Source organism: Sphingomonas sp. UYP23 (assembly GCF_054059235.1).
This window is the reverse complement of the sequence record NZ_JBSSBX010000001.1, coordinates 2,249,117-2,268,676: the sequence shown is the minus strand read 5'-3', so window position 1 is coordinate 2,268,676 and position 19,560 is coordinate 2,249,117. Positions and strand designations below refer to the sequence as shown.

Here is a 19,560-nt window from a genome sequence, read left to right as displayed (position 1 = left end):
CGTCGATCAGAGTGAGCGACGGGGCGGTTGCGGCGCGAAAGTCCAGACGGTGTCGCGCACTGCGACCAGGATTCCGGCGTGGGTCGCGGTTTTACCCGCTTCGAGCGAGTCGAGCAGGGGTTCGATATTGGCCGAGTCGGTGAAGGCTGGCGTGGTCACGCCGTAGACGGCGCGGACGGCGTGGATCGCGCGTCGGGCGAGGCGGCGGCGGAGTTCGCGGGGCAGGTCGGACATGTCGAGACCGATGACGAAGCCCCCCTCCCCCGTCATGCCGGGCTCGTCCCGGCATCCACCGTGCCGCACACACGGATCAGGCAGCTCGGGGACGCCGGTGGCCCCCGGCACGAGGCCGGGGTGACGGTTAGGGGGTGGGCGGCGGCGGTTTTCCCACAGCCAGTCTTCGACTTCGCGGATTGTCGCATCGGCCTCGGCCGCATGCGCAGCGGCGCGAGCGAGCTGCAGCGGGTCGAGCCAGGGCGCATCGCGGAGCAGCGCGCGAAAGCGGGTGCGTTCGTAATGCGGATCGGCGTTGCTCGGATCATCGACGAACGGCAGCGCGTGCGTAACAGCAAGCGCGCGCAATTCGGCGACGCGCCAGTCGAGCAGTGGCCGGATCAGCGCGATCGCGCCGAGCTGCCGGTGCGCGCGAATGCCGCCGAGCCCGGCGACCCCGGCCCCGCGCGCCGCGCGCATCAGGAACGTCTCGGCCTGATCGTCGGCATGGTGCGCGGTAGCGAGGCACGCCGCCCCCCCCGCAGTCGCCCATTCGAGCAGCAAGGCGTAGCGCCGGTCGCGCGCACGACCCTGCACCGCACGCGTGCCAATCGCGGCGTCGACCACCAGCGTCGTGTGCGCAACCCCGTGCGCGCCGCACCAGTCGGCGACCATCCGCGCCTCGTCGGCGGCAGCGGGGCGCAGGCGGTGATCGACCGTCGCGGCGAGGATCTGTCCGGGAAACGCGGCGGCGGCGAGCGCGAGCAGCGCCATGCTGTCGGGTCCGCCCGAGGCCGCGAGCGCGAGGCGTTCCGTCGAGGCGAGCGGGCGCACCCGCTCGAAATCGTGGCGGAACCGCGCGACCAGTGCCGGCTCGACCGGCACGCGGTCGGCGGCGGTCATCTCACGAGCAGTTGGAAGCGGCACGACCCTTGGCGACGCCCGCCTTCATCCGCGCATCGGCCTCGACCTTCGCGCCATAGCTGCGTTGGAGCTCGGTATAGACCTTGCAGACCTGTGCCGCCGGCTTGTCGAGCTTCACCAGCGCCTGCGCCAGGAAGAACAGGCTCTCGGGAGCACGGTCGCCGTCGGGCCATTTCTTGTAATTGTCGTAGAAAGCGAGGCTCGCGCGCGACGGCTGGCCGTCTTCGAGATACGAGCGGCCGAGCAGATTCTGCGCATAGCTCGCGCGCTTGTGCGTCGGGAATTTGGCGACGACGGTGGTGAACTGCGCCTCGGCCTCGGGATAGAGATGCGCCGCCCACAGGCGATAGCCGTAGAGATAGGTGTCCTCGGCGACGTCGCCCGAATCGGGCCGTTCGACCGCAGCGACCTGCTGCGCGCGCGCCGGATCCTTGGTGCTGACCACCGGCGGCGGGGTCACGCTCGGCTTGGCCGGCGTGGCGCGTGGCGGCGTGGCGGGCCGGTCGGCGGTCGGGCGCGTGGGCACGGGCCGGTCGAAGCCGCCGCCTTCATCGGTCGGCGCGGGTGCCGGCGGCGCCGCTGCGGCAGCCGCCGCCGCGGCATTGGCCTCGAGCGTCTTCAGGCGGCTGTCGAGCCCCTGCAGCCGGTGCTGGTTGGTCTCGGTCTGCGCGGTCAGCATGCGCAGCTGGTTCTCGAGCGAATCGACGCGCGCGGTGAGATCGGCAACCGGGCTGGTCGGCGATCCCGCGAGGATCGCGTCGGGATCGGCGGGGCGATTGTCGGGCTGGATATATTGGCCACCGCTACCGCCGGGGAAGACCTTGCGCTGGACAGCGCGCATCTCGCCCTCGAGCCGGTCGACCCGCCCCTCGATCGCGCGCCCGCTGCCGCCATTGCTCTGCGCCTGCGCGGGCAGCGCGCCGAGCATGCTCCCGGCGAGCAGGAAAGCGGTCAGTAGATGGTTACGCATTCGTACACCCCCCGGTGCTGGTGAAGCGGGCAACATAGCCGAAAATCGCGTGGTGTCGCCAGCGTTAAGGCGCAGGCGTCGGCGCGGCGGCAGGCGCAGACGGCTCGGGCGCGACCGCGGCGGGTGCCGCGATGTTGAGTGGCTGAAGCGAGGCAGGTGCGGAGGCCGCGCTGCGGGTCCGTGTCGAGCGCGTCTCCTCGCGGCGCGCGGTCGGCCCGGCAGCGGCCGACGGCGTCGCCCCGGCGGCGGGCGCCGTGCCGCGCCCGGTCAGCGCAGCGGCGTCGAGCGGCACGTCCTTGATCGCGCGCTTGCCATCGCCGAGCGGCGCCACCGCGGTGCCGCCGACGGTGACCTGCAACTTGTCGGGACGCCCGACATTGATCATCGGGCCGACCGCATCGGCGGGGACGGTATAGCTCTCGCCCGCTTTCATCGTGCCGAGATGGAGCGTCGTGTTGGCCTTGTCGTAGATCCGGAGCCACACCTCGTCGGTCGCGGTCAGCACGACCGCGCCGCTCGGCACGCTCGGCGATGGTGCGGCGACGGGCGCGGCGGCGATCGTATTGGCGCTTTCGGTGGTCGGCGTTGACGCAGGCTCGCCCTCGCCGCGGAACAGCGACGTGCCGTAGAACAGCCCCGCGCCGATCAGCACCACCACCGCGATCAGCAAGGTGGTGATCGCCAGGCCGCGCGGCGGAACGCGCGACGGCTCGTCGATCTCATAGGCCTCATATTGTGTGCGCTTGGCGCTCGGCTGGTCGCTCGCGCCGCGCACCTCGCGCGCGATCGCGACCTCGTCGACGCCGACCGCGCGGGCATAGGCCTTGGCGAACCCAACCGAATAGGTGATCGACGGGAGGGCTGCATAATTGCCCTCCTCGATCGCCTCGAGCTGGCGTACCGGGATTCGCGTCCGCGCGGCGACCTCGGCAAGCGACAGCCCCTGCGCCTCGCGCGCTTCACGCAGCGTATCCCCCGCGGTCTTGGGGAACAGCTTCGGCTCGTCGGCCGGGATCGGTTCGGTCATCACTTCCTCCGGCAAGGCACGTGCGGCCCGATGTCTCCCTGCCCAGCGGCTGTCTCACAAAGGGGGCGGGACAAGTCAACGCCTTGTCACGCCGCCCGCCGTGCTATCATGCCAGCTCAACACCATTTTCGCCCGCCCAGGCGAGCAGCGCACCACGCATGTCGCGCGGCGGAGTCTTGAGCAGATCCGCCATGAACGCCGCGAGCGCGCCGCGATCGAGCGAGCGCACCATCGCCTTGATCGGCCCGACGGCCGCCGGCGTGATCGACAGGCGTTCGATGCCGAGCCCGATCAGCGCCATCGCCTCCAGCGGACGCCCGCCCATCTCACCGCAGACGGTAAGTTGCACCCCGGCGTCGCGCGTCGGCGCGACGAGCCGGGCAAGGAAGCGCAGGATCGCTCCGCTCAGCCAGTCATAGCGTTCGGCCAGCTTGGGATTGGCGCGGTCGGCGGCGAACAGGAATTGCGTCAGGTCGTTGGTGCCGACCGACAGGAAGGCGATGTTGGGCAGCAGCAGATCGAGCTGTTCGGCAAGGGCCGGCACTTCGAGCATCGCGCCATAGCGAATCTCGTTCGGCATCTTCTTGCCGCGCGCGATCAGCCATTCGCGCTGCGCCTCGAACAGTGCGCGCGCCTCGTCGAATTCCCACGGCTCGCTGACCATCGGGAACATCACGCTCAGCGTCCGCCCCGCCGCCGCCTCGATCAGCGCGCGCGCCTGGACCTTCATCAACCCGCCGCGCTCGAGCGCGAGCCGGATCGCGCGCCAGCCCATCGCCGGATTCTCCTCGTCGGCGTCTTCCTTGTTGAGATAGGGCAGCGCCTTGTCGCCGCCGATATCGACCGTGCGGAAGATCACCGGGCGGTCGCCGGCGGCATCGAGCACGTCGCGGTACAGCTTCTGCTGGCGCTCGCGCGACGGCAGCGTCGCCGAGACAAGAAACTGGAATTCGGTGCGGAACAGCCCGATCCCGTCGGCGCCGGTCACGTCGAGCGCGGCGACATCGTCGCGCAGGCCCGCATTGACCATCACCGTCAGGCGATGCCCGTCCTTGGTCACCGGTGCCTCGGTCTTGAGCGCGGCGAAGACCGCGCGGCGCTTCTGGCGCAGGTTGAGCGCGGTATCGAACGCCTCTTCCATCGCCGACGAGGGGCGCGCGAAGACATTGCCCGCGGTGACGTCGAGCAGCAGCAGGTCGCCTTCGCCGATCAGCCGCCGCACGTCGCGCACCCGCCCGAGCACGGGCACCCCCATCGCGCGCGCGACGATCGTGACGTGCGCGGTGAGCGAGCCTTCCTCGAGCAGCACGCCCTTCAACCGCCGCCGGTCATATTCGAGCAGCTCCGCCGGCCCCAAGTTGCGCGCGATGAGGATGGTGTCCTGCCGCAGGCCCATCTGCGCCGCGGTGCCCATCTGGCCCGAGACAATGCGCAGCAACCGGTTCGACAGATCCTCGAGATCGTGCATCCGGTCGGCGAGCAAGGGATCGTCGATCTGCCGCATCCGCATCCGCGTACGCTGCTGGACGCGCTCGATTGCAGCCTCGGCGGTCAGACCCGAATCGATCGCTTCGTTGATTCGCCGTGCCCAGCCCTCGTCATAGGCGAACATCTTGTAGGTCTCGAGCACCTCCTCATGCTCGCCGCCACCGCCGAATTCGGCCTGGCTGGCGAGCCGCTCGATCTGCTCGCGCATCTTGTCGAACGCGGCGTAGACGCGGTGGCGCTCGGCCTCGGTGTCCTCGGCGACGGTATGTTCGACATGGACGCGCGGCTGGTGAAACACGGCATAGCCGCTCGCCATGCCCTCGACGAGCTTCAACCCCATGATTCGCATCGGCGCGGTCGATTGCGGGCGCAGGTTGGAGGCGCCGCTGGCATCGACCAGTTCGGCATTGGCGATCAGCTCGGACAGCACCATCGCGACGGTCTGCAGTGCCTCGATCTCGACCTCGTCATAGCGCCGCGGGTCGACATGCTGGACCGACAGCACGCCGATCGCGCGCTCGCGCCGGATGATCGGGACGCCGGCGAAGCTGCGGAACTTCTCCTCGCCCGTTTCGGGGTTCTGGACGAAGTCGGGATGGCTCGACGCTTCGTCGAGGTTGAGGATCTCGGCCTGCTGCGCGATCGTGCCGATGAGCCCCTCGCCCAGCGCCAATTTGGTGACGTGGACCGCCTCCTGCGCAAGACCGCGTGTGGCGTAGAGTTCGAGCACGCCTTCGCGCAGCAGGTAGATCGAGCACACTTCGCTCGCCATGCCTTCGCCGACGATGGCGACCACGGCATTGAGCTTGGCCTGTGGCGCGGTGCGCGAGGCCATCACGTCGTGGAGACGAACGAGGATTTCGCGGGCGGAGGCGGCTGCAGTCATGCGGCGGGGCTAACAGATAGATGCGGGGCTTGGCTATCGTGCGCCGCACAAGATTTGCTTCGCTGGTCCTCCCCTCCCCTTCAGCGGAGGGGCCGGGGGTGGGGGAAGCCTCGCAGAGGGCAGCGCCCGGTACGGCCCCACCCCAACCCCTCCCCTGAAGGGGAGGGGCTTTGAGGTCAGCTATCGAAAAGGCTCTCCTGCGCGCCTTCAGGCGGCGTCAGGCCGAGATGCTTCCATCCGCCCGCATTCAGGCACCGCCCACGCGCCGTCCGCGCGATCAGGCCCAGCTGGATGAGATACGGCTCGATCACTTCCTCGACCGTGTCGCGCGGCTCGCTCAATCCCGCAGCCAGCGTCTCGACCCCGACCGGCCCACCGCGATAGATATCGGCGATCATCATCAGATAGCGCCGGTCCATCGCATCGAGCCCGAGCCGATCGACCTCGAGCCGGTTGAGCGCGGCATCGGCGGCCTTTGCATCGACCAGGTCATGCCCCGCGGCATGCGCGAAATCGCGCACGCGGCGGAGCAGCCGCCCGGCGATGCGCGGCGTCCCGCGTGAGCGGCGCGCGACCTCGGTTGCGCCATCGCTCGACAGCGGCAGGTCGAGCAGCCGGGCGGCGCGCGAAACGACCTTTTCGAGTTCCTCGATGGAGTAGAAGCTCAACCGCACCGGGATGCCGAAGCGATCGCGGAGCGGGGTGGTGAGCAGCCCCTGCCGCGTCGTCGCGCCGATCAGCGTGAAGCGCGGCAGGTCGATCCGCACCGAGCGCGCCGATGGCCCCTCGCCGATCATCAGATCGAGCGCACGGTCCTCCATCGCGGGGTAGAGCACTTCCTCGACCGCGGGCTGGAGCCGGTGGATCTCGTCGATGAACAGGACGTCGCCATCCTCGAGATTGGTGAGCAGCGCGGCGAGATCGCCCGACTTGGCGATCACCGGGCCCGAGGTGGCGCGGAACCCCACCCCCATCTCGCGCGCGACGATCTGCGCGAGCGTGGTCTTGCCGAGCCCTGGCGGCCCGAAGAACAGCACATGATCGAGCGCATCGCCGCGTGCCTTGGCGGCGGCGATGAACACGCGCAGATTCTCGCGCGCGGCCTTCTGCCCGACGAAATCGTCGAGCGACTTGGGGCGCAGCGCGGCGTCGACGTCTTCAGGCGTTCGCGCGGGAGAAAGGAGAGGCTTGTCGGTCATGCTGTCCAAATCGTTCGATAGCCTTGGGCGCCGATCTGGTCGATCCGCCAGAAGCGATCCTTGAGATAGGCGAGCACCGAATCGGGCACCGGGCCGACCTCCATGATCGATACCGTGTCGGGATCATCGAGATAGGCGCGCGCCATGATCCCCGACTCTTCGAATCGATAGATCAGATGGTTGTAGATCTCTGCGATGCCGCCATCGTCGTTCCATAGGATCTCGCGGATATGCTCGATCGTCGCGACCGCCTGCATGGCGTCCCCGGTTCGCGGATCTGATCCCCGTCCGCTCACGACGTGCCGAACTCCGAGACGCTGCTCCGGTATCCGCCGTCCGCGGTCTCCCGCACCGTCGCCATGCTACTTCGCCGCCTTGCGCAGCGCGAGCCGCACCAGCGCGTCGAGCGTCGCGCCCGGCCCCAATTCCTCCTCCGCCGCGGCCACCGCGCCCGAGGCTTCGGTGGGACGGAAGCCGAGGTTGAGCATCGCCGACACAGCATCCGCGCCTGCCCCGACCGGCGCGACCGACGACGCGGCGTGGCCGAGCTCGACCCCGCCGATCTTGTCCTTCAATTCGCGCACGATGCGTTCGGCGAGCTTGGGGCCGACGCCGTTCGAGCGCGCCACCATCGCCTTGTCCTGCGCGGCGATCGCGCGCGCGAGATCGGTCGGTTCGAGCGCCGACAGGATCGCCAGCGCGACGCGTGCGCCGACCCCCTGCACGCCGGTGAGCAGGCGGAACCAGTCGCGCTCGGCCGCGCTCGAAAAGCCGACCAGGCGAATGAAGTCTTCGGCGACCAGCATTTCGGTGTGGAGCATCACCGCCTCGCCGACCGGGCCGATGCTCGCAAGCGTGCGGCTCGACGCGCCGACGAGATAGCCGACGCCGCCGACGTCGATCACGGCATGGTCGAGTCCGGTCGCATCGAGGCGGCCTTTGAGATGGGCGATCATGCGCGGTACGTAACAGGAACGGGACGCTGCGGGAAAGCGAAATCAGGGCAGCCGCCGCGCGCTCGCGATATGGTGCGCGTGGCAGATCGCCACGGCCAGCGCGTCGGCGGCGTCGGCGCCGTCGATCTTGACGCCGGGCAGCAGCACCGAGACCATCGCATGGACCTGCGCCTTTTCCGCGCCGCCGGTGCCGACCACCGCCTTCTTGACGAGCCGCGCGGCATATTCGCCGACCTCGAGCCCGGCGCGTGCACCCGCGCACAGCACGACGCCGCGCGCCTGGCCGAGCTTCAAGGTCGATTGCGGGTTGGAATTGACGAACACTTCCTCGACCGCGCAGCCTTCGGGCGCGTGATCGATGATCAGCGCCGAGAGCATCGCGTCGAGATGCGCGAGCCGGCGCGGAAGCGTTGCGGCGGTGTCGGTCTTGAGCTTGCCGTTGGCGACGTGGCTGAGGCGGTTGCCCTCGGCGCGGATCAGCCCCCAGCCGGTGGTGCCGAGGCCCGGGTCGAGGCCGAGGATCAGCATGGCAAAAAGCCCCTCCCCTTCAGGGGTGGGGTTGGGGTGGGGAAGTGCGGGCGCTGCTCTCGGTGAGACACGGCCCCATCCCCAACCCCTCCCCTGAAGGGGAGGGGCTTGAAGGAGATCAACCCAGCTTCTCGAGGATCGCGTCGGACACTTCGTAATTGCCCCACACGGTCTGCACGTCGTCATCGTCGTCGAGCGTGTCGATCAGCTTGAACAGCGTCGCCGCATCGTCCTCGCCGACTTCGACCATCGTCTGCGGGCGCCAGGCGAGCTTGGCGCCTTCGGGCTCGCCGAGCACCGGGGTCAAGGCCGTCACGACCTCGTGCAACGTCTCGTTCGAGGTCCAGATTTCATGGCCCTCCTCGCTCGACTGCACGTCCTCGGCGCCGGCGTCGAGCGCCGCCTCGAACACCTTCTCGGCGTCGCCCGCGCTCGCGGGATAGGAGATCAGCCCCATCCGATCGAACGCATGGCTGACCGAGCCGGAAGCGCCCATGTTGCCGCCGTTCTTGGCCATGCCGGTCCGCACGTTGGTCGCGGTGCGGTTGCGGTTGTCGGTCAGCGCCTCGATGATCAGCGACACGCCGCCGGGGCCGAAGCCCTCGTAGCGGATTTCCTCGTAATTCTCGGTGTCGCCCTTCGACGCCTTGTCGACCGCGCGCTGGATATTGTCCTTGGGCATCGACTGCGCCTTGGCGGCGTTGATCGCCATGCGCAGCCGCGGGTTCATGTCGGGATCGGGCAGGCCCATCTTCGCCGCGACGGTGATTTCGCGGCTGAGCTTCGAGAACATGCCCGAGCGCTTCTTATCCTGCGCGCCCTTGCGGTACATGATGTTCTTGTATTTGGAATGGCCTGCCATTGGATCTCTCTCAAACTACAGTGTCGTCACCCCGGACTTGGGAGCCGGGGCCCATGGGCGACCTTCGGCCGATCGCATGGATGCTGAAACGAGTTCAGCATGACGGGTCGGCTTAGTCGAGCCCGAGCGCTTGCTTGTAGGTCTCGAGCAGGGCCTCGGCTTCCTCGCGGTGATGCTTCTCCATCTTGCGCAGCCGCACGATCGAGCGGATCGTCTTGACGTCGAAGCCGGTCGACTTGGCTTCGCCGTACACGTCCTTGATGTCGTCAGCGATGCCCTTCTTTTCCTCTTCGAGGCGCTCGATGCGCTCGATGAGAAGGCGTAGCTGGTCGGCGGCGATGATGTCGCTCACGGTAAATCCCCCGGGGTTTGAATCAGTGAAAGGCGCGCGCTTTAGGGCAGCGCAGCGCTCGCGTCACGCATTCTTCGCGACGCTTTGCCGCATCCGCTCGAGCTGCTCGGGCGTCGCGTCGCCCTGATGCTCGGCCTTCCACTGCGCATAGGGCATGCTGTAGACGATCGCGCGCGCGGCATCCTTGCTCATCGTGCCATCGGCCTCCTGCACCCAGTCCGACAGGCAGTTGCGGCAGAAGCCGGCGAGCCCCATCAGATCGATATTCTCGGCATCGCTGCGGTGGCGCAAATGCTGCACGAGCCGCCGGAACGCGGCCGCCGCTACGGCATCATCCAGTCCATCCAAATCGCTCATCTGTTCGCTCCACGGTTGATCGTGGCGAGATAGGAGGTAGAGCAGCAGCCGTATAGCCTCCCCACGGCAAGGACCTCCCATGATCAAGACCATCCGCCCGCGTGCGCGCAAGGTACGCATTCTCGCTACCCTCGGCCCCGCCTCCAGCAGCCCCGAGATGATCGCCGCGCTCTTCGAGGCCGGCGCCGACGCCTTCCGCGTCAACATGAGCCACGGCGACCAGCAATCGAAAATCGCCGTCATCCAGGCGATCCGCGCGCTCGAGAAGACCTATCAGCGCCCGACGACGATCCTCGCCGACCTGCAGGGGCCGAAGCTGCGCGTCGGCAAGTTCGAGGGCGGCAAGATCGAGCTCGTCAAGGGCCAGACCTTCACGCTCGACCGCGACACAACGCCTGGCGACACGACACGCGTCGAACTACCGCACCGCGAGATCTTCGAAGCGATCGAGCCCGGCGCGCGGCTGCTGCTCGACGACGGCAAGCTCGTCCTGCGCGTGACCGACCATAGCGACACGACGATCGTCACCGAGGTCGTGGTCGGCGGCGCGCTGTCGAACAGCAAGGGGTTGAACGTCCCCGACGTCGTGCTGCCGATGGCGGCGCTGACCGAGAAGGACTGCAGCGACCTCGCCTTCGCGGTCGATCAGGGCGTCGACTGGATCGCTTTGTCGTTCGTCCAGCGGCCGGAAGATCTGGCCGAGGCGCGGAAGCTGATCGGCGGCAAGGCGTCGCTGCTCGCCAAGATCGAGAAGCCGCAGGCGATCCAACGGCTCGAGGAGATCGTCGAGGCGTGCGACGGCGTGATGGTCGCGCGCGGCGATCTCGGCGTCGAGATGCCGCCCGAGATGGTGCCGCCGCTGCAGAAGCGCATCATCGAAGTGTCGCGCCGCCTCGGCCGCCCGGTCGTCGTCGCGACGCAGATGCTCGAATCGATGATCACCTCGCCCTCGCCGACGCGCGCCGAAGTGTCCGACGTCGCGACCGCGATCTATGATGGCGCCGACGCGATCATGCTCTCGGCCGAAAGCGCGGCCGGCGCATGGCCGACCGAATCGGTCGCGATGATGAACGCGATCGGCGAAGCGGTCGAAAAGGATCCGACGCATGGCGACCGGATTCACTTCACCGTGATCCGCTCGGACCCGACCACCGCCGACGCGCTGGCGGAAGCCGCCAAGAACATCGCACAGACGGTCGATGCAGCGGCGATCATCTGCTTCACCGCCTCGGGCTCGACCGCGCGCCGCGTCGCGCGCGAGCGGCCCGGCGTGCCGCTGATGATCCTGACGCCGAACCCCGAGACAGCACGCCGTGCGGGGCTGCTGTGGGGCGCCTATGCGATCCTGACCAAGGACGTCGATTCGTTCGAGGAGATGGTCGCCAAGGCCAAGCGCATGGCGCTGCGCCATGCGCTCGCCAAGGCGGGCGACCGCATCATCCTGATCGCGGGCGTGCCATTCAAGACCCCGGGTTCGACCAACGTGCTGCACGTGGTGCGGGTCACTGGCGACGAGCTGAAGGGGTATGCGAGCTAAGGGCTCCCCGCACCGTCACCCCGGGCTTGTCCCGGGGTCGACCGGGATGCCCACCGTGCCGCCCGAGCGCGCGCGGCACGGTAGGCCCCGGCACAAGGCCGGGGTGACGAAAACGGCCGATAGCGGAAGCGTTTAAAGACCGGGCGCGGCGAGAATGCCGTAGCGCGCGAGATCCCCGCGCAGCGTCACGGCATCGGTGAAGACCACCGCGCCCATCCCGACGCTCTGCGCGCCGGCGACATTGTCCGCGCGGTCATCGACGAACAGCGTCTCCTCGGCGCGCAGGCCGAATCGCTCGAGCGCGAGGCGATAGATCGCCGGATCGGGCTTGGTCAGCAATTCGTCGCCCGACACGACGATGTCGCTGAAGCGATCGAACACGTCGGCCTCGCGGTCCCGGAACGACGGCCAGAACTCGCCCGAGAAATTGGTGATCGCATACAGCGGCACCCCCGCGTCCTCGAGCTCGGCGACGAGCGCACGCATCCCCGGCAACATCCCGCCAAGTTGCTCACCGAAACGCGGCCCCCAGGCGGCGATCAGTGCGGCATGCTCGGGATGCGCGGACGCGAGCTCGGCCGAGGTCTCGGCGAACGGACGGCCAGCGTCATGCTGGAAATGCCATTCCTTGGTCGCGACATCGCGCAGGAATGCATCGAGCGCCCGATCGTCACCGATCAGGCGCTCATAGAGGAATCTGGGATTCCAATCGTACAAGACGTTGCCGACGTCGAAGACGACGGCCCGCGCCACGTCGCTTAGCCCTGGCGGGCCTTGAAGCGGCGGTTGGTCTTGTTGATGATGTAGGTACGCCCACGACGACGGATCACGCGGTTATCGCGGTGACGGCCCTTGAGCGACTTCAGGGAATTGCGGATCTTCATGATCGATTCGCTTTGCAAAATCTGGAATGTGGAAAAGAGCGGCTGCGCATATGGTCGCCTCCCCTCCAAGTCAAGCGCGACCGCGCCGATAAGCCTCGCTATAGCGACGGAACCCGGACGCCGGGTCCGGGCGTTACACCCGTGCAACGACTGCGGTAACAAGGACAAGAGTATGAAGCTGGCTTTGGGAATGGCGATCGCCGCGGCGGCGAGCTTGAGCGCCTGCGCGACGACGACGACGAGTGGCCCGGTCGAAGTGACGCGGTTCCATCTCGGGTCGATGGCGGCACCGCTCGAAACCGGCACGCTCGCGGTCGAGCCCGCGCCCGGCGGCGGCCCCGCCAGCCTCGAGTTCAAGACCTATGCCGCCGCGGTGCAGACCGAAGCGCTGGCGCATGGCTTCACCGTCCCCAAGACCGATCCCGACGCACAATATCTCGCCGTGGTCGGCTTCACCCGCACGACGCGCCCGGCAGCGGCGCGCAGCGGTGGCAGCGGTGTGAGCATCGGCCTCGGCGGTGGCGGCTATAGCGGCGGCGGGTATCGCGGCGGTGGTGGCGGCGTCGGCCTTGGCGGCGGCATCTCCTTCCCGATCGGCAAGCAGAAGTACCGCACCGTGGTGCTGACCGACCTGACCGTCCAGATCCGCCGCCGCCGCGACGCGTCGGTGATCTGGGAAGGCCATGCGCAGACCTTCTCGCCCGGCGAGGCGCCGGCGGCGCAGGCGAACGCCGCGGCGGCCAAATTGTCGCACGCGCTGTTCCTGGACTTCCCTGGAGAATCGGGGCGCACTATTACGGTGCGATGAGCATCACCATCAACGCCGCTTTCGATAGCGGAAACATCGACGTGGTCGCCATCAACGGCGACCGCGTCGATCTCGCCATCCGGCTCGATCAACTGTCGGACTTCTTCCAGTGGTTCCACTTCCGCGTCGCCGGTGCGCGCGGGCAGACCCTGACGTTGCGCATCACCAACGCGGCACAGTCGGCCTATCCGTTCGGCTGGCCGGGCTACAAGGTGCGCGCGAGCACCGATCGCCACACATGGCGGATGATCCCGACACGCTATGCCGATGGCGCGCTCGAGTTCGACTGGAGCGGGGACAGCGACCTCGTCTGGTTCGCCTATTTCGAACCCTATACGATCGAGCGGCACGATGATCTGGTCGCGCGGATCGCGCTCCAGCCCGGTGTGACGCATCGCGAGCTTGGGCAGTCGCTCGACGGGCGCGCGATCGATTGCCTCGACATCGGCACCGGCCCCAAGCACGTATGGCTCTACGGCCGCCAGCATCCCGGCGAGAGCATGGCCGAATGGTGGATGGAAGGCGCGCTCGAATGGCTGACCGACGCCACCAATCCGGTGGCCAGCGCTTTGCGTGAAAAGGCGACCTTCCACTGCGTGCCCAACATGAACCCCGACGGGTCGTTCCGCGGGCATCTGCGCACCAATGCGGCGGGGGTGAACCTCAACCGCGAATGGCACACGCCGACACTTGAGAAGAGCCCCGAAGTGCTGTGTGTCCGCGATGCGATGGATCAGACCGGCGTCGCCTTCGCGATCGACGTGCACGGCGACGAGGCGATCGCGGCGAATTTCTTCGCCGGGTTCGAGGGCATTCCATCCTGGACCGACGCGCTCGGCGCCAAATATACCGAGTTCGGTCAGCGGCTTGCGGCGCATTCGCCCGATTTCCAGACCGCGCGCGGGTATGACAAGGCGGCGCCTGGCAAGGCCAACCTGGCAATGTCGACCAATCAGCTCGCCGAACGCTTCGGCGCGGTGTCGATGACGCTCGAAATGCCGTTCAAGGACCACGACCCGAACCCCGACGCCGAGTTCGGCTGGTCGGGTGCGCGCTCGAAGACGCTGGCGCATGCCTGCCTCGAAGTGCTTGCCGACATGATCGACGCAATCTAGGCCCCCTCGCAAAGGAGACCCAGATGCCCACCCTCGTCCTGATCCGCCACGGCCAGTCGGCCTGGAACCTCGAGAATCGCTTCACCGGTTGGTGGGACGTCGACCTGACCGACAAGGGCGTCGAAGAAGCGCGCGCCGCCGGACGGCTGATGGCGGAGAAGGGGCTCGATTTCGACCTCTGCTTCACCTCGCTGCAGACGCGGGCGATCAAGACGCTCAATCTGGCGCTCGAGGAGATGCGACGGTTGTGGCTGCCGGTCGAGAAGGACTGGCGCCTCAACGAGCGGCATTATGGCGGACTGACCGGACTCGACAAGGCGGAGACCGCCGCCAAGCATGGCGACGCGCAGGTCCATATCTGGCGCCGCAGCTTCGACATCCCGCCCCCGCCGCTCGAGGCCGGCAGCGAATATGATCTGTCGAAGGATCGCCGTTACGCGGGGATCGCCATCCCCGACACCGAAAGCCTGAAGGACACGATCGCGCGCGTCCTGCCGTATTGGGAGGGGCGCATCGCGCCCGCGTTGCGCGACGGGCAGCGCGTCGTCATCTCGGCGCACGGCAATTCGCTGCGCGCGCTGGTCAAGCATCTCTCGGGAATTCCCGATGACGAGATCACCACGCTCGAGATCCCGACCGGGCAGCCGATCGTCTATGAGCTCGACGATTCGCTGGCGGCGACCGATCGGTATTATCTGAGCGAGCGCTGATCGCTTAGCGGCTCCTCGGAACGGGGAGGGGGAGCAGCGCGCGCTGCGCTCGATGTCGGCCCCCTCCACCACCAGCCTGAAGAAGACTGGTGTGCGAGCGACAATGTGTCGCTCGCACACATTGTCGCTCGCACACCCCCTCCCCCGGTTCACGGGGGAGGGAGCGGGACTTACTGGCCCGTCGTAACCGTCGTCGTCGTCTTCTCGCTGACGCGGGCCGGCGCAGCGCGACGCGTCGTCGTCGCCTTGCGCACGACGCGCTTGGTCGTCGCGGCACGCACGGCCGGCGCCGCGGTCTTGGTGGTCTCGGTCGTCACCGTCGTGGTTGGCGCAGGCGCCTGGACGACGACCGGCGGGGCCGAGCGTGCCGCTGCGGCGTCGGCAGCAGCCGAGGCAGCAGCCTGTTCGGCGGCATTGGCGCGCGCATTGGCGGCGGCAGCATCGGCCTGCGCATCGGCCGCGACGTTGCGGGCGTTCGTGGTCGCAGCGTGCGCTGCATCATTGTGCGCGCGCTGCGCCTGGCCGAGCGCGGTGTCGGCGAGCTGCGAGGCGCGATGCGCGTCGTCGATCGCTTCGGCCTTCTTGCCGGCGGCGAGATGCTCCTCGGCGGCGCGGAGCTGCGCCTGCGCGTCGGCCTGAAGGCGCGGCGTCTCGGCGGTCGCGCCGACCTTGGCCGAGGCGTCGATCTTGGCGCGCGCTTCGGCGATCGCCTGTTCGGCGCGGTCGTGCTTGCCTTCGGCGAAAGCGGGGGCGGAGAAAGCCAGCACGCTTGCGAGCGCGATGGACGAGATGGTCGAAAAACGGGTCATGGCGTGTATCCGATATGACTGTATGGATTCGCCCAACCCGCGCCGCGCCAAACAAGTTCCGCTAGCGATATGACGGCGGGAATGGTTGCCCTGCGCCACCCCGCTCGCTAGTCCGGCGCGATGGCACAGAGCGCGTCCCCCCTTGTCGGCATCATCATGGGCAGCACGTCCGATTGGGAGACGATGCATCACGCCGCCAATCTCCTGGCCGAGCTCGACGTGGCGTATGAAACCAGGGTCGTCTCGGCGCACCGTACGCCACAGCGGCTGTACGACTATGCGACGGGCGCGGCCGAGCGCGGATTGCAGGTGGTGATCGCGGGTGCTGGCGGTGCGGCGCATCTGCCGGGGATGGCGGCGGCGATGACGCATCTGCCGGTCCTCGGCGTGCCGGTCGAGAGCAAGACGATGAAGGGCTTGGACAGCCTCTATTCGATCGTCCAGATGCCCGCGGGGATTCCGGTGGGGACTCTGGCGATCGGCAAGGCGGGTGCGAAGAATGCGGCGCTGCTGGCGGCGGCGATTCTGGCGCTGTCGGATGCGGATTTGAGCGCGCGGCTGCAGGCGTGGCGCGCGGCGCAGACCGATGGCGTCGCTGTCGATCCGGAATGATGCTCAACGGCTGCTTCCTGTCTCCTCCCCTCCCTTCCAGGGCGGGGAGGCCCGCTACCACGACCTCCCCTCACCCAACGGAACCGCGCGCATGACCCCCCTCCCCCCCGGCTCGACGATCGGCATCCTCGGCGGCGGGCAGCTCGGGCGGATGCTCGCGGTCGCCGCAGCGCAGCTCGGCTATCACACGCGAGTCCTCGCACCCGACGAGGAGGCCGTCGCCGCGCAGACGGCGTCGAGCTACATCCGCGCCGATTATCACAGCCATATCGTGCTCGACGAATTCGCCGCGGCGGCCGATGTCGTCACCTATGAGTTCGAAAATATCGCGCTCGCGCCGGTCACCTATCTGGCGGGCAAGGTCCCGGTCCACCCCGCACCTGCCGCGCTCGGCATCGCGCAGGATCGGGCGATCGAAAAGGCGTTCGTCGCCGAGATCGGTGGGCGGACCGCGCCTTGGGCGAAGGTCGAGACGCGCGCCGAGCTTGCAGCGGCAATCGCCACAATCGGCACGCCCGCGATCCTCAAGACGCTGCGGATGGGCTATGACGGCAAGGGCCAGGTGCGCATCACCGCGCCCGACCAGATCGACGCGGCCTGGGATGCGATCGGGCAGCGGCCCGCGATCCTCGAGGGGTTCGTCACGTTCAGCCACGAATTCTCGATCCTGCTGGTGCGCCGCGGCGACGGGCAGATGGTGAGCTATCCGCCGCCGTGGAACCAGCACGCCGACGGCATCCTCGCCACCTCGACGCTCCCTGCCCCGCCCGAGATCGCAGCGCAGTGGGGCGAGGCAGCGGCGCTCGCCGGGCGGATCGCCGATCGGCTCGACTATGTCGGGGTGCTGGCGTGCGAATTCTTCGCCGGTGCTAACGGGCCGGTGTTCAACGAAATGGCGCCGCGCGTCCACAATTCGGGACATTGGACGATCGAGGGCGCGGTCTGCTCGCAGTTCGAGAACCACATCCGCGCGATCTGCGGGCTGCCGCTTGGCGACACGGCGCTGACCGCGCCCACGGTGGCGATGGAGAATCTGATCGGCGACGATGCCGATCGCTGGGCGGAGATTCTGGCGGAGCCCGGCGCGCATCTGCACCTCTACGGCAAGGGCGCAAGCCGGCCGGGGCGCAAGATGGGGCATGTGACGAGATTGGGGCGGTAAGGTCTTGTCCCTCTCCCCGCTTGCGGGGAGAGGAAGCGTGCCGCAAGCGCGACGCTCACGCCCCTCTCCCGCGCCTCGGCTTCGCCTCGCTTGCCCTCTCCGCGACGCGGGCGATTAGGGCACCACCGGCAGCGCGATATAGCTCTCGTCCGGCCCGCTCACCGTAACCTGCTGCGTCGCCTTCACGTAGTCCGCCGGCTTGGCGAAGAAGATGTTGGGCACGAAGCTCTGCGGGTTCCGATCATAGAGCGGGAACCAGCTCGACTGGACCTGCACCATGATGCGGTGCCCCGGCAGGAACACATGGTTCGCCTGCGGCAGCGCCCAGCTATACGCCAGCGGCACGCCGGGCTTCAGCGCGACGGCATGGTCGAGCCCCTCGCGATACCGCCCGCGGAAGATGTCCATGCCGACGGCGAGCTGATAGCCGCCCATCTTGGGGTCGCTCGGCACCTGGTCGGGATAGACGTCGATCAGCTTGACCGCCCAGTCGCTGTCGGTGCCGCTCGTCGCCGCGGTGAGATGGACGACCGGTTGCCCCGCAATCGTCACGGACTGCGTCAGCACCGGGCCGGTAAAGGTCAGCACGTCGGGGCGGCTCGAGACGATGCGCTGGTCGCCGACCAGCCACGCCTTCCAGTGATTGTCCTCGTAACTCACCGGCCGCACCGGACGTGGCACGTTGGTCACCGGATGCGCCGGGTCGGAGACATAGTCCGCCGTCTGCGCCGGCCCGGCGGCAGGCGCGAAGCCGACCGCGTCGCCGGGCTGGAGAAACAGCTTGGTCATCGCCGGCTGCGCCGACCAGCTCGGCAAGCGCTGCCACTGGTTGGTGCCGCTCTGGAACGCGGTGACGGGCGCGACGTCCATCGGCGTACCCTTGAGGTAATGCGCAAGGAAGGGCCCGAGCACATTGCGGCGCCACCATTTGGCGGTGTCCTGATCCCACTGGATATCGCCGAGCGCCTTGCCGTCGTCGATCTGCTGGCCGTGATACCAGGGGCCCATCGTCAGATAGACCATGTTCCCGGCAGTATCCTTGGGCTTCAGCGCGCGATAGACCGCAGTCGCGCCGTAGATATCCTCCTGATCCCATAATCCGTGGACGAGCATGACCGGCACCTTGAGCGGATAGCGCGCGAGCACCTGGTCCATCGCCTGCGCCTGCCAGAAGCTGTCATACGCCGGGTGCGCGGCGATCTTGCGCCAGAAGCCGATCTGGTCGAGCCCGTGCGCCTTGGCGAGCGCGCCGGTCGAGCCGGCGCGCATGACCGCGTCATATTCGTCATAGGTGGTGCGCGCGTAGGGCGACGAATTGTCGCGTGTCGCGATCTGCTCCCAAATGTAGTCGATCCCGACGCGAAACGCGCCATTGTGGAACCAGTCGTCGCCGCGCCAGCCGTCGACCATCGGGTTCTCCGGCACCGCCACCGCGAGCGCGGGATGCGGGTCGATGAGCGGCATCAGCGACAGGAAGCCGTCGTACGAAATGCCGAGGATCCCGACCTTGCGGTTCGACTCGGGGAGATGCTTCACCAGCCAGTCGATCGTGTCGTAGGTGTCGGTCGAATCATCGGTATGCGTCGGGTTGAGCGCGGTGTCGTGGAGCGGCGGGTTCATCATCGCGATGCCCTGCGACCCGTATTTGCCGCGCACGTCCTGCACGACGCGGATGTATCCGCCATCGACGATGACGTCGGTGGCGTTGTCGTATCCGGTGAGACTCGTCGCGAGATCGGCATTGTTGCCGCCCTTGCCCGTCATCCCGTCGGCGCTGTACGGCGTGCGGGTCATCAGGATGCCGGCGTCGTGCGCGCCTTTAGGCAAGAGGATGACGGTGTGGAGCTTGACCCCGTCGCGCATCGGGATCTCGACGATGCGCCGTTCATAGTTGAAGCCTTCGCTCGGGGGCACGAGCTTGGCGGGGCGTTCGTCATAGGATTGCGCGTGCGCGGTAACGGGCAAGACAGCCAATGCTGCGACCAACATCCAATGTGCCTTCATGTCCCACTCCATCGCGGCACCCTGGCCTCGCGCCGGGGTCCACCGTGCCGCATTCCCGGCAGGGCAAAGTGTGCGGCACGGTGGGCCCCGGCACAAGGCCGGGGTGACGCTCGCACCCTACAAAAACGGCCCGCACTCCCTCGGGAGTACGGGCCGT

21 protein-coding genes are annotated in these 19,560 nt (G+C 68.0%); 6 read left to right on the top strand and 15 right to left on the bottom strand.

What is annotated here, in order from left to right; genetic code table 11:
- Positions 1 to 6: 6 nt before the first annotated feature.
- The 11 genes from tilS to ACVWYO_RS11075 all read right to left on the bottom strand — a co-directional run bounded on the left by tilS (position 7) and on the right by ACVWYO_RS11075 (position 9,762).
- Positions 7 to 1,116, bottom strand: a complete 1,110-nt coding sequence (gene tilS, locus ACVWYO_RS11125; protein WP_457350759.1) for a tRNA lysidine(34) synthetase TilS — start codon at positions 1,114 to 1,116, stop codon at positions 7 to 9.
- Between the two features lies 1 nt (position 1,117).
- Positions 1,118 to 2,107 carry a tetratricopeptide repeat protein gene (locus ACVWYO_RS11120; protein WP_457350757.1) on the bottom strand — a complete coding sequence of 330 codons (990 nt, stop codon included), beginning with the start codon at positions 2,105 to 2,107 and terminating at the stop codon, positions 1,118 to 1,120.
- 64 nt (positions 2,108 to 2,171) lie between these two features.
- Complete coding sequence (locus tag ACVWYO_RS11115) at positions 2,172 to 3,134, bottom strand: helix-turn-helix domain-containing protein (protein ID WP_457350755.1); 963 nt, start codon at positions 3,132 to 3,134, stop codon at positions 2,172 to 2,174.
- Positions 3,135 to 3,240: 106 nt separating this feature from the next.
- On the bottom strand, positions 3,241 to 5,508 hold the full coding sequence (ptsP, locus tag ACVWYO_RS11110) for a phosphoenolpyruvate--protein phosphotransferase (protein ID WP_457350753.1): 2,268 nt from the start codon (positions 5,506 to 5,508) through the stop codon (positions 3,241 to 3,243).
- 176 nt (positions 5,509 to 5,684) lie between these two features.
- Complete coding sequence (gene ruvB / locus ACVWYO_RS11105) at positions 5,685 to 6,707, bottom strand: Holliday junction branch migration DNA helicase RuvB (RefSeq protein WP_457350751.1); 1,023 nt, start codon at positions 6,705 to 6,707, stop codon at positions 5,685 to 5,687.
- Positions 6,704 to 6,964, bottom strand: coding sequence for a hypothetical protein (locus ACVWYO_RS11100; RefSeq protein WP_457350749.1), 261 nt, complete (start codon positions 6,962 to 6,964; stop codon positions 6,704 to 6,706). Before ACVWYO_RS11100 ends, ruvB begins: the two co-directional genes overlap by 4 nt.
- Positions 6,965 to 7,069: 105 nt before the next feature.
- Positions 7,070 to 7,663, bottom strand: coding sequence for a Holliday junction branch migration protein RuvA (gene ruvA / locus ACVWYO_RS11095; protein WP_457350748.1), 594 nt, complete (start codon positions 7,661 to 7,663; stop codon positions 7,070 to 7,072).
- A 42-nt stretch (positions 7,664 to 7,705) separates the two neighbouring features.
- Positions 7,706 to 8,191: a crossover junction endodeoxyribonuclease RuvC gene (gene ruvC, locus ACVWYO_RS11090; RefSeq protein WP_457350746.1), complete on the bottom strand. Its 486-nt coding sequence runs from the start codon at positions 8,189 to 8,191 to the stop codon at positions 7,706 to 7,708.
- Positions 8,192 to 8,309: 118 nt separating this feature from the next.
- Positions 8,310 to 9,053: a YebC/PmpR family DNA-binding transcriptional regulator gene (locus ACVWYO_RS11085; protein WP_457350744.1), complete on the bottom strand. Its 744-nt coding sequence runs from the start codon at positions 9,051 to 9,053 to the stop codon at positions 8,310 to 8,312.
- 112 nt (positions 9,054 to 9,165) lie between these two features.
- Positions 9,166 to 9,405, bottom strand: coding sequence for a DUF2312 domain-containing protein (locus ACVWYO_RS11080; RefSeq protein WP_010185731.1), 240 nt, complete (start codon positions 9,403 to 9,405; stop codon positions 9,166 to 9,168).
- 63 nt (positions 9,406 to 9,468) lie between these two features.
- Positions 9,469 to 9,762, bottom strand: coding sequence for a DUF1244 domain-containing protein (locus tag ACVWYO_RS11075; protein ID WP_457350741.1), 294 nt, complete (start codon positions 9,760 to 9,762; stop codon positions 9,469 to 9,471).
- Between the two features lie 79 nt (positions 9,763 to 9,841).
- Here ACVWYO_RS11075 and pyk point away from each other — a divergent pair, with 79 nt between their 5' ends.
- On the top strand, positions 9,842 to 11,299 hold the full coding sequence (gene pyk, locus ACVWYO_RS11070) for a pyruvate kinase (protein WP_457350740.1): 1,458 nt from the start codon (positions 9,842 to 9,844) through the stop codon (positions 11,297 to 11,299).
- A gap of 132 nt (positions 11,300 to 11,431) precedes the next feature.
- On the opposite strand, the gene ACVWYO_RS11065 is transcribed toward pyk, so the two are convergent.
- Together ACVWYO_RS11065 and ykgO are read right to left on the bottom strand one after the other, a co-directional pair.
- A complete protein-coding gene (locus ACVWYO_RS11065) occupies positions 11,432 to 12,052 on the bottom strand; it encodes an HAD family hydrolase (RefSeq protein WP_457350738.1) in 621 nt (206 codons plus the stop codon).
- A gap of 5 nt (positions 12,053 to 12,057) precedes the next feature.
- Complete coding sequence (gene ykgO / locus ACVWYO_RS11060) at positions 12,058 to 12,183, bottom strand: type B 50S ribosomal protein L36 (RefSeq protein ID WP_010160916.1); 126 nt, start codon at positions 12,181 to 12,183, stop codon at positions 12,058 to 12,060.
- A gap of 172 nt (positions 12,184 to 12,355) precedes the next feature.
- On the opposite strand from ykgO, the gene ACVWYO_RS11055 reads away from it, so the two are divergent.
- From ACVWYO_RS11055 to gpmA, 3 genes are read left to right on the top strand one after another with little or no spacing between them, the layout of a single operon-like run.
- A complete protein-coding gene (locus tag ACVWYO_RS11055; protein ID WP_457350735.1) occupies positions 12,356 to 12,991 on the top strand; it encodes a DUF4136 domain-containing protein in 636 nt (211 codons plus the stop codon).
- On the top strand, positions 12,988 to 14,106 hold the full coding sequence (locus ACVWYO_RS11050; protein WP_457350733.1) for a M14 family metallopeptidase: 1,119 nt from the start codon (positions 12,988 to 12,990) through the stop codon (positions 14,104 to 14,106). The genes ACVWYO_RS11055 and ACVWYO_RS11050 overlap by 4 nt, the downstream gene beginning before the upstream one ends.
- 23 nt (positions 14,107 to 14,129) lie before the next feature.
- Entirely contained in the window at positions 14,130 to 14,816 is a 687-nt protein-coding gene (gene gpmA, locus ACVWYO_RS11045) for a 2,3-diphosphoglycerate-dependent phosphoglycerate mutase (RefSeq protein WP_140848202.1), read from the top strand.
- Positions 14,817 to 14,986: 170 nt separating this feature from the next.
- Here gpmA and ACVWYO_RS11040 read toward each other — a convergent pair whose 3' ends face one another.
- The gene (locus ACVWYO_RS11040; RefSeq protein WP_457350731.1) at positions 14,987 to 15,625 is read right to left on the bottom strand and encodes a hypothetical protein; all 639 of its coding nucleotides are present in this window, start codon (positions 15,623 to 15,625) and stop codon (positions 14,987 to 14,989) included.
- Between the two features lie 120 nt (positions 15,626 to 15,745).
- Between ACVWYO_RS11040 and purE the strand changes: the two genes are divergently transcribed.
- Together purE and ACVWYO_RS11030 are read left to right on the top strand one after the other, a co-directional pair.
- On the top strand, positions 15,746 to 16,237 hold the full coding sequence (purE, locus tag ACVWYO_RS11035) for a 5-(carboxyamino)imidazole ribonucleotide mutase (protein ID WP_457350729.1): 492 nt from the start codon (positions 15,746 to 15,748) through the stop codon (positions 16,235 to 16,237).
- Between the two features lie 91 nt (positions 16,238 to 16,328).
- Positions 16,329 to 17,399: a 5-(carboxyamino)imidazole ribonucleotide synthase gene (locus ACVWYO_RS11030; RefSeq protein WP_457350727.1), complete on the top strand. Its 1,071-nt coding sequence runs from the start codon at positions 16,329 to 16,331 to the stop codon at positions 17,397 to 17,399.
- Positions 17,400 to 17,513: 114 nt separating this feature from the next.
- Here ACVWYO_RS11030 and ACVWYO_RS11025 read toward each other — a convergent pair whose 3' ends face one another.
- Positions 17,514 to 19,403, bottom strand: a complete 1,890-nt coding sequence (locus ACVWYO_RS11025; RefSeq protein ID WP_457350725.1) for a CocE/NonD family hydrolase — start codon at positions 19,401 to 19,403, stop codon at positions 17,514 to 17,516.
- Between the last annotated feature and the right edge of the window lie 157 nt (positions 19,404 to 19,560).